The sequence below is a fragment of the Bizionia sp. genome (assembly GCF_048259285.1).
Taxonomy (GTDB): domain Bacteria; phylum Bacteroidota; class Bacteroidia; order Flavobacteriales; family Flavobacteriaceae; genus Algorimicrobium; species Algorimicrobium hallyeonense.
In genome coordinates this window covers 1-8,795 of record NZ_JBLXHU010000058.1, presented here as the reverse complement: position 1 = coordinate 8,795, position 8,795 = coordinate 1, and the positions used below count along the sequence as shown (strand labels likewise).

General features: G+C 34.2%; 12 protein-coding genes. 9 read left to right on the top strand and 3 right to left on the bottom strand.

The window, feature by feature from the left end:
• Positions 1-83: 83 nt before the first annotated feature.
• From ACN0QX_RS14380 to ACN0QX_RS14340, 9 genes are all read left to right on the top strand, one after another.
• Positions 84-785: a hypothetical protein gene (locus ACN0QX_RS14380; RefSeq protein ID WP_417197948.1), complete on the top strand. Its 702-nt coding sequence runs from the start codon at positions 84-86 to the stop codon at positions 783-785.
• 16 nt (positions 786-801) lie between these two features.
• Positions 802-1,365, top strand: coding sequence for a metallophosphoesterase (locus tag ACN0QX_RS14375; RefSeq protein WP_417197946.1), 564 nt, complete (start codon positions 802-804; stop codon positions 1,363-1,365).
• Between the two features lie 25 nt (positions 1,366-1,390).
• A complete protein-coding gene (locus ACN0QX_RS14370) occupies positions 1,391-2,194 on the top strand; it encodes a helix-turn-helix domain-containing protein (protein ID WP_417197944.1) in 804 nt (267 codons plus the stop codon).
• Between the two features lie 47 nt (positions 2,195-2,241).
• Complete coding sequence (locus ACN0QX_RS14365; protein ID WP_417197942.1) at positions 2,242-2,703, top strand: DoxX family protein; 462 nt, start codon at positions 2,242-2,244, stop codon at positions 2,701-2,703.
• A gap of 262 nt (positions 2,704-2,965) precedes the next feature.
• Entirely contained in the window at positions 2,966-3,805 is an 840-nt protein-coding gene (locus ACN0QX_RS14360; RefSeq protein WP_417197940.1) for an RteC domain-containing protein, read from the top strand.
• A 294-nt stretch (positions 3,806-4,099) separates the two neighbouring features.
• Positions 4,100-4,384: a helix-turn-helix domain-containing protein gene (locus tag ACN0QX_RS14355; RefSeq protein ID WP_417197938.1), complete on the top strand. Its 285-nt coding sequence runs from the start codon at positions 4,100-4,102 to the stop codon at positions 4,382-4,384.
• A gap of 3 nt (positions 4,385-4,387) precedes the next feature.
• Positions 4,388-5,107, top strand: a complete 720-nt coding sequence (locus ACN0QX_RS14350) for a hypothetical protein (protein ID WP_417197936.1) — start codon at positions 4,388-4,390, stop codon at positions 5,105-5,107.
• Positions 5,091-5,753, top strand: a complete 663-nt coding sequence (locus ACN0QX_RS14345; RefSeq protein ID WP_417197934.1) for an ATPase — start codon at positions 5,091-5,093, stop codon at positions 5,751-5,753. The genes ACN0QX_RS14350 and ACN0QX_RS14345 overlap by 17 nt, the downstream gene beginning before the upstream one ends.
• A gap of 2 nt (positions 5,754-5,755) precedes the next feature.
• Positions 5,756-5,917, top strand: coding sequence for a hypothetical protein (locus tag ACN0QX_RS14340; RefSeq protein ID WP_417197932.1), 162 nt, complete (start codon positions 5,756-5,758; stop codon positions 5,915-5,917).
• 305 nt (positions 5,918-6,222) lie between these two features.
• Here the strand turns inward: ACN0QX_RS14340 and ACN0QX_RS14335 are convergent, their stop codons facing one another.
• The 3 genes from ACN0QX_RS14335 to ACN0QX_RS14325 form a co-directional block, all read right to left on the bottom strand.
• On the bottom strand, positions 6,223-7,215 hold the full coding sequence (locus tag ACN0QX_RS14335; RefSeq protein WP_417197930.1) for a nucleotidyl transferase AbiEii/AbiGii toxin family protein: 993 nt from the start codon (positions 7,213-7,215) through the stop codon (positions 6,223-6,225).
• Positions 7,208-7,816 carry a DUF6088 family protein gene (locus ACN0QX_RS14330; protein WP_417197928.1) on the bottom strand — a complete coding sequence of 203 codons (609 nt, stop codon included), beginning with the start codon at positions 7,814-7,816 and terminating at the stop codon, positions 7,208-7,210. The genes ACN0QX_RS14335 and ACN0QX_RS14330 overlap by 8 nt, the downstream gene beginning before the upstream one ends.
• A gap of 88 nt (positions 7,817-7,904) precedes the next feature.
• On the bottom strand, positions 7,905-8,705 hold the full coding sequence (locus ACN0QX_RS14325) for an ImmA/IrrE family metallo-endopeptidase (RefSeq protein WP_417197926.1): 801 nt from the start codon (positions 8,703-8,705) through the stop codon (positions 7,905-7,907).
• Between the last annotated feature and the right edge of the window lie 90 nt (positions 8,706-8,795).

Sequence of the window (8,795 nt, the reverse complement as noted above, 5' to 3'; positions counted from 1 at the left end):
TATTTAAACAATAAATATTTAAAGAAGGGAGTAAAACAACTTAAAAATACTCCCTTCTATCTTAAATAATAAATAATCAAGGAATGACTGCAAGTAAATTTATTGTAATACCAATTCTCACATGTGTTTTGTTGCTTATCGACTGGTATGTTTGGCAGGCGATAAAAGTGGTACTTCAAAATAGTAGTAGCCAAACACAAGAGAATGTAAAATGGGTATTTTGGGGATTCACTACACTAATACTGGTGGGTTTATGGGCATATAATTTTGTTAACCCAGATATACTTGGTGTGAAACTACGAACATTAATTCTTTCTGGGCTATTTATAACATATTGTTCAAAGTTACTTTCTGTATTATTTATTTTTATGGATGATGTTTTACGTTTTTTCAATTGGTCAAAGGAAAAAATAATTCCAAATAAAGAAATAGCAGAGAGTATAAAAGAAAGTAGTAGTACCATAAGTAGATCAGAGTTTTTAATGAAAACAGCCTTGTTTGCTGCTGCAATTCCTGCAGGTGCTTTAACCTGGGGCATACTTTCGGGCGCTCATGATTATAGGATACGTCGGATACGTCTTAAAATAAAAGATCTTCCAAAACCTTTTGAAGGTATGACCATAGCACAAATTTCTGATATACATTCAGGATCTTTTTTTAATAAAACAGCAGTTAAAGGGGGTGTAGAAATGTTATTAAAAGAAAAACCAGAAATGGTTTTCTTTACAGGAGATTTGGTAAATGATAGAGCTAGCGAAGTAAAAAGAATATGTAAATATTTTTAACCAAATAAAAGCTCCATTGGATGTATATAGTACTCTCGGAAATCACGACTATGGAGTTTACCTTAAATTTCCGAATGCCCAAGCAAAATCACAAAATTTTGAAGATATAAAACGCGCACATAAATCAATGGGATATGATTTGTTGTTAGATGAAAATCGAATAATTACTTTGGGAGGTGAAAAATTGGCAGTCATTGGGGTTGAAAACATTTCTGCAAATGAATCTCTTTTTTTAAATAATGGTAATCTATCAAAAGCAATTAAACAAACAGATGACGCAGCAGTAAAGTTTTTATTAAGTCATGACCCAACACATTGGGACAAAGAAGTTAACAGTAAATTTAAAGATATTGATGTAACTTTTAGTGGTCATACACATGGTTCTCAATTTGGCATTAATATTGGCGATAAATCATATTCACCATCTCAATTAACATACAAACAATGGGCCGGTTTATATAAAAAAGAAAACCAGCAGTTGTATGTGAATCGCGGGTTTGGTTACCTTGGTTATCCAGGACGTGTTGGGATGCCTCCGGAGATAACTATCTTTGAATTAACAAGTTGTAAGACTAATTAAAATTTAAGATAAATAATTTTAACAAATGGAACATATTTCAAAATACTTAACAAAAGAAATAAAACTTTCCAGTTATGATGACAAATTGTTTAAATCAGACTTAATGTTTGATGATCACATGTTAATTTGGTTCATTTCTGGTGAAACTAAAATCATACAAGCAGATAAAACGTATTATTTTAAAACAGGGGATATTTTTTTGATTCCTAGAAATCAACTGGCCACTATAATTAATTATCCTAAAAATGGTCAACCTCACAAAACAGTGGTTATGCACTTATCTACAGAGCGACTTAAAAAATTCTACGAAAAAATTGATGTTAGACAAAAAACAACACTAGAGCAAAAAATTTACAGCTTTAGTAAACACCCTTTATTAGAAAGTTGTTTAGCTTCAGTAATGCCCTATTTTGATTTGGAGGGAAAGTTTCCAGAAAACATCGCAACATTGAAAATAGAAGAGGCTATAAGTATATTAAGAGAGATTGATAAAGGTGTTGATAATGTATTGGCACATTTTGATAACCCTGGAAAAGTCGATTTAATTAATTTCATGGAAAGAAATTTCATGTTTAATATGCCAATGGAGAAACTAGGCTACTTAACAGGTCGTAGCTTGTCAACCTTTAATAGGGATTTTAAGAAGTTGTTCAATACAAGGCCTCAAAAATGGCTAACTAAAAAGCGATTAGAATTAGCACATTATCAATTAACTGAAAAAAAGAAGAAACCAACTGAAATATATTTAGAAGTAGGATTCGAAGACCTATCTCATTTCTCTTTTGCTTTTAAAAATCAATATGGTATTCCTCCAACTCAATTACTTTAAATGACAACTCACAAGTATGTGTGTTATTATTTATAAATCAAATAATTATGATTCAAGAATTACTTCAAACAGACGAAAATTATGTATATACTTTTTTAAGAATTATAGCAGGCATAATTATCTTCCCATATGGTATGCAAAAGCTTTTAGGTTGGTTTGATGATTTTGGTGGCGGTAAAGGAATGAAAGAGTCGTTAGCATTATTTGCAAAAAAGAAAATACCAAAAATTATAGCATGGTTAATTATACTTGGTCAGTCTTTAGGGAGCATAGCATTAATCTTAGGCTTTTTCGGAAGGATTGCCGCTCTTTCTAATTTTATAATATTTTCAGGTGCTATTTTATTTCATTTAACCGATGGTTGGACAATGAACTGGAATGGTAAAAAGAAAGGAGAGGGAATTGAATATTTTATTATGTTGCTCTCAATGTTACTTGTAATTATTATTAATGGGAGTGGTCCCATTTCAATTGACAATTGGATGCTACATATAGTTCCATGTTCATAAAGTATTCATGTTAGATTGACATATAAAACAACAACTCATCAAAACAACTTTTTATCAAATGAAATAAAAAAATATGGCTTTTTATGAACTGAGTTATATTAGGTTTTAAAAAAAGCTAAAGATTTTTCTTCTATATCTTTTCTACATTAAACAGGAATATCACAAGGAATATATTCGGAATCCTTTTATAATATTTTTGATATGATTTGAAGTTGTGCAAACTCAGAAAGATGTAGTTGGCTTGATACAAAACTAGATTTTAGTGACAAATGAAATACAACACATACTTGATGAATATAAGTTAGCTCTCGATGAAGTCAACGAGAAAAGCCTGAATGAATTTTCAAATGTTGAAAAGGGCATTAAAATATCTCGAAAATATCTACAGCAACTAAGGGTTGTACTACGCAAAAGAAATTTCATCAATAAAGAAAATGAAATATTATTTTTCAAAAAGCAAAAACCATTTATCTACGGACAACTTAAGTTTTATGCCAAACTTTACAAGTATTTAATGCAAAAGCCAAGAGGCACAGATAAATCGAAGCGTTCCTACTTGGACACTGAAATCAAGAAGCTACAAGAATATTACTACTACAACAGCGAGTTCATTAAATACTACAGACAGAATGCCACATTTTTGGATGAGTTTTATTTTTTACGTGGTAATGATAACATAGGGCTACTATCCGACACGTCTCATTTTTATACAGATGCTGAATTTTCAACAAGCCATGACAATGCCGTTGCAAAAATATTAGCATATGATTTACTGCTGAATCATTACATTAATGAATTAAATGACTTGAAAAAATCAACAAGAAAAATTTCCAATAATGAAAAATTATTGGAAAGCCTCAATCTCACTTGGACATCCAATAAAATTGATTTAATCGAACTTGTTTATGCACTAATAGCCTCTGGAGCAGTAAAAGGAGATATCAAAGATTTGGCCACCGCTTTTGAAAAGATTCTTGATGTTGACTTGGGGAATTACTATCGTAGTTTTCTGGAAATACGTGGACGTAAAGAGAATTTCGCTAGATTTTTGGATTTATTGAAAACAAGTCTCATCAAAAAAATCAGGGAAGCAGATGACTAATACATCAGCGATAATCTTTCCGGAACAAACACCCAAGTTGAACCCAACTTGGGTGTTTGCTTAGGTAATAAATCTTAAAGGATTCTAGATGGTATTTTCAGTTTTCAAGCTACCAAAATCAACCAAACAATACTAATAATCAATATGTTAAAACTGCACCCAACTTGGGTGCAACTTGTGAATAAAACCCAATAAACCATTTCAAATTTGTAGAACGAAAGTTAAATCAGGTCAGGGGCTATCAAATTAGTTGACAGCGATACGATAGTCCCTTTCTATTAAAACCGTTCTATTATGCCAACAGCTATTATTACTACAGACGATCTTCGGGAATTTAAAATGGAATTGCTCGATGACATCAAAAAACTTCTCACTAAACAAGCTTCCGGAAACATCAAGAAATATCTTAAATCTTCGGAAGTAATGGACTTGCTCCAGGTAAGCCCAGGAACATTACAAAACCTTCGTATCAACGGAACGCTTCCTTACACGAAAGTGGGTGGTATTATCTACTATGATGCAGCTGAAATTCAAAATGTAATGGATGCAAACCGTGTCCATCACGGGCTAAATTTATAGGTGATGAACTATATAAAGCTACTTAATGCGGCTTTTGAAAAGTTCTTTTTTGACGACCGCCTAAATCCTACCCATATCAGCCTGTATATGGCATTGTTCCAGGAATGGAACAGCAGCCGTTTTGCAGATGAATTTTACGTGAACCGACGTGACCTTATGCGTGTGGCTAAAATAGGTTCAAAATCTACCTACCACAGATGTGTGACCGATTTGGATGTTTGGAGCTACCTCTCCTATTTTCCCTCCAATAACCCATACAAAGGCAGTAAAATCAAGATGTCCATAATCGGGACAAGTGATGAACCGGTTACAGGACAGTACAATCCCATATTGGAACAACTTGCGGAACAGTACCATCCCATTCGTGAACCAGTAGTGTACCAGCACCGTCCCTTTAATGGACAAGCATTGGTATCTACTATAAACAATACCAAACAAGTAAATAATACCAAACAGCCAAAGGGCAGGCAGGCTGTTATTATTTTTTTTAAAGAAAATGGGTTTGATGCTGATGAAGGAAAAAAATTCTTCGCCCATTACGAAGCCAACGATTGGAAAACGAGTGACGGAAAAGCGATTCGCGATTGGCAAGCATTGGCCATCAACTGGATGGATAGAACTGAATCGTTTGAACAGGAAAACAAACCAAACAAAAAAGAAGCATCCCAAAAACAGGACAACCTGCGAACCACTAAAAATAAGGATTATGGACAACCCCTCTAAAATAACCGAAGGTGCTGTGGAATATTCGCTTGGGGAGTTTGATGGCAAAAGTGTGCGATACGATTTCCCTAAAATCTTGATTTACTTGAATGTCAAGGGCAAACTACTTTTCGGGGAAAAATTCAGGATTTATGATGAGGATAAGGATATTCTACTCAAGCTCTGTTCCTATTTTATCAAGGATAAAGAAAATTGTAAGACCTATGGCATTGATATCGACAAGGGAATTCTACTTTCAGGTCCCGTAGGCTGTGGAAAAACCAGTTTGATGAAATTATTACGCCATATAGTACCGCTACAACGCCCGTACGAGATAATACCTTGCAGAAACGTGACCTTTAGCTTTAATCACCTTGGTTTTAAGACCATTGAAGAATACGGGAATACTAAGTTTTTCTGTTTTGATGATTTGGGCATTGAACCCCCAGGACGGTTTTATGGGAAGGATCTGAACGTAATGGGCGAAGTGCTGTTATCCCGTTATGAACTTTACCAACAAACCAAACATAAAATTAAAACCCACGCCACCACCAACCTAAATGCTGAAGAATTGGAGGAACGCTACGGAAACCGTGTTCGCAGTAGAATGCGGGAACTCTTTAATTTGATTGCTTTTGAGAAAGGTAGTCATGATAAAAGAAAATAAATATGGATTCTAATGGATTGCTGAATATTTATGAGCAATATTATCAAGCAAATTTAAGATATGGCTTTTATTTGAGAGAAAATATTTGGCGCTCAATTGATCAGGTGCAGTTTATAGTTGGAGTTAATGAAGGAGAAAAGCTAAGGAAATCCTCCATACTTTAACAATCCAAAAGTATATGTGAAGCTTTTCTATGTAAACTCAATAAGGAAATTAACAGTAAAACAAAATCGAGGATTATAAAAATCTATGATGGTTGCACTTATAGTGTGAGCTTCCCTCGATTAGAACTGCTTAATTTTCCAAAACTTGTTTAAAATTATTATTTTTCATTCTCTTGGGGCTATCCCCAAGAGAATGAAGGGAAATGTGCTAAAATAGATTGTAAAATTAAAATTCCAATAATTACCACTATTGTAATAAAGTGGTAATTATTGGAATTTATAATGAATGGATTATTGATTTAAAATCACCAATCCAACGCTCTAATTCTTTCTTGTAGTGCAATAAGACGTTTCAGAATATCATCCCAAGAGAGGGATTCCCCTGTAAACATACTTTCTTTCATAACATTATAGTCATTTGCATAATCTTCTATTACCGAATCTGGTGGCACTATATTAATCGAGCTTGGTATATGATTGGAATAGTCAATTCCTCTTAATGGCGAAAAGGTACTTCGATGTTCTGCTATATGATAAAATAGTTTACCCTCTTTTAAGGCTTTCTCTGCGTGGCCGCTGTCCATCAACTTTTCTAAATCGTATAAGTGTCGGCTTAGCCTATCAACCCTTATGTTTTCCTTTTGCCATTCTTCGTGTAACAGAAAAATCTTCTCTAAGAATGTACGCTGTGGTTCTACCGTTCTCACATCAAAAGTTGGATTTGCAAAATCTGCGGACTCAAACTCTCTATCAACAATGGAACGAATAGGAACGTCCTCACAGGGTTCCCGAAGTGACCTGCAACTGATTTCTAAGAGTACCCTTGGCTCTATATATTCGCTCTGTCTTGTTAATGGTTCATAGATAACATAAATCCGCAAAGGGTCTGTATCAGAATCCTCAAAAGGCTCAACGCCTATTGAAGAAATGGGTAGCTTGCTATTTTTAATTGCTTGTGCTATATCAGCCAGTAGCTCTGTACTAATGAACTTGGCACTTTTTTTACGAAGTTTTTTTATCTGTGAACGAGATAATTCCCCTTCCATATCAAAATAAGCACGGTCAATGGCCAAGTCAATATCTTCTGAAAATCGATTTATTAGGTCATAGCCCTTACTTAAAGATGTGCCACCTTTAAACACAAATGCTTCTGCGTAAGGCAACGAAAAAACGATGCGAAGCATTTCTGTGACCCACCAGTCTTTTTCTACTGCAAATGCAGGAAGGTTGGCTTTTACACCAGCTTGTGTAAATATTCTTGTTTTCTGTTCGTTGGTCAGGTTTAAAAACTCACTCATAATAGTACATTAGTAAATCCCCAAAAATATCAGCTATCCACGAAGGTGCCAGCTTCATATCTTGGTATATGTTTTCAGGGTCTTCCTTTTTTAACTGTTCTTTAATTTTGGTAATTTCTTCTTTCGTTACCTTTTCTTTTCCAATCTCTTTTAAAGCCTGTATTGCAAGACCACTCAACCTACCCTTGGCAGCTAAATTTTTCGGGCTGGCTTTTTTGAATTTTATTTTTCGCTTACCAATCTTAATCGTTCGTGGCGAACCGTCCGTTAAAAAAACCGCATTCAACGGAACTTGTGTTGAAAGCCCAAGTAAGTTCAAAGCCTGTATTCCGGTTGGAATTATACGGGCATTATCGCGAAGTGCTATTTCCTCTGCGATAGTTTCTATGTCTGGATATAGCACCCCTAATAATTCGTCTCTTTTAGGATATAGGTAAATACCACGTGCCAAACGTTCCAAAAAACCCTCATTTGTAAGTCGCAATAAAGATTTCTTGGTGTTTTCTACTCCATACTTTAGTTCAAAATCTGATGGCATTACTACCTTACCCTTTTTTCCAAGTTGAATTTCGTCCCTTATTTTCTCTTTTATAGACTTCAATATTTTTAATTTGTCCCAAATATATGCTTTTTTTGGGACAACATAATCAAATAACTTGAATGAAAAGGTTCTCTCGGCGGGCAAGAATTTAAGCTTCCCAGATTACACTAATAATGGTTTTATAATGCTTGGTAGGAATACAATACTCATAAAATTCAACATCGTCTTCCCAGTCATTTAGTTTAAACCAAGTTGACTTGTCAATCGATTGAGCTTTTTCTGAACCTGAATATATGAAATCGTAGTTTTCATCAATATATTCCTTCGCTACAGAAAATTGAGGTGGTGGTATTTTGGTAATATCGTTTGTATAACACTTAAAATCCTCTGTCTTTCGCCAATAACGAACAATACCATCTATTATAAAAACCACAAAAAATGGTGCAATGTTTAGGGTTAACATTCTGAAAATGACAGATGTTAAACTGGTATTAAACCGCTCACTTATTTCCTTGATTAAATCAGGCTCGAATGACTTACCCGAAACAAAGTCTTTGAAAGCTTTTTCCGGCATTAAAAGCTCGCCTGCAAAATCATTTGCTTCTATTTCTTGTTTTCCTCTTTTGTGAACTTCCTCTAACCTGTTCCAGCTTAATGTTTTCTCATCGTCTAAATGGAATTCTAATTTATCGTGTAGAAAAAAATGACCTAACTCGTGTGCAGCTACAAATCGTTTGCGTTGAAGTGTAGAAATGTTTGCATCTACCTTAATAATAGTTTTTGATTTGCCTCTAATGATTATACCATCTGAACCATTTAGTACTTCCTCGATATAGATAATATCAAAACCAGCCAGTAAATCCTTTATAGGAAGTTCGGTGATTTCATCAAAACCAATAAGCTCTAATATTTCTTTTGCTTTATTGCTTCCCTTCTGACTTTTCTTCATCTTCAATCATCTCTAATATTTCAATTAGATTTTGGTCTTTAATGATATCTGTCATTTGGTGTTCGGTCAGTTTGTCCAATTTCTTGAACT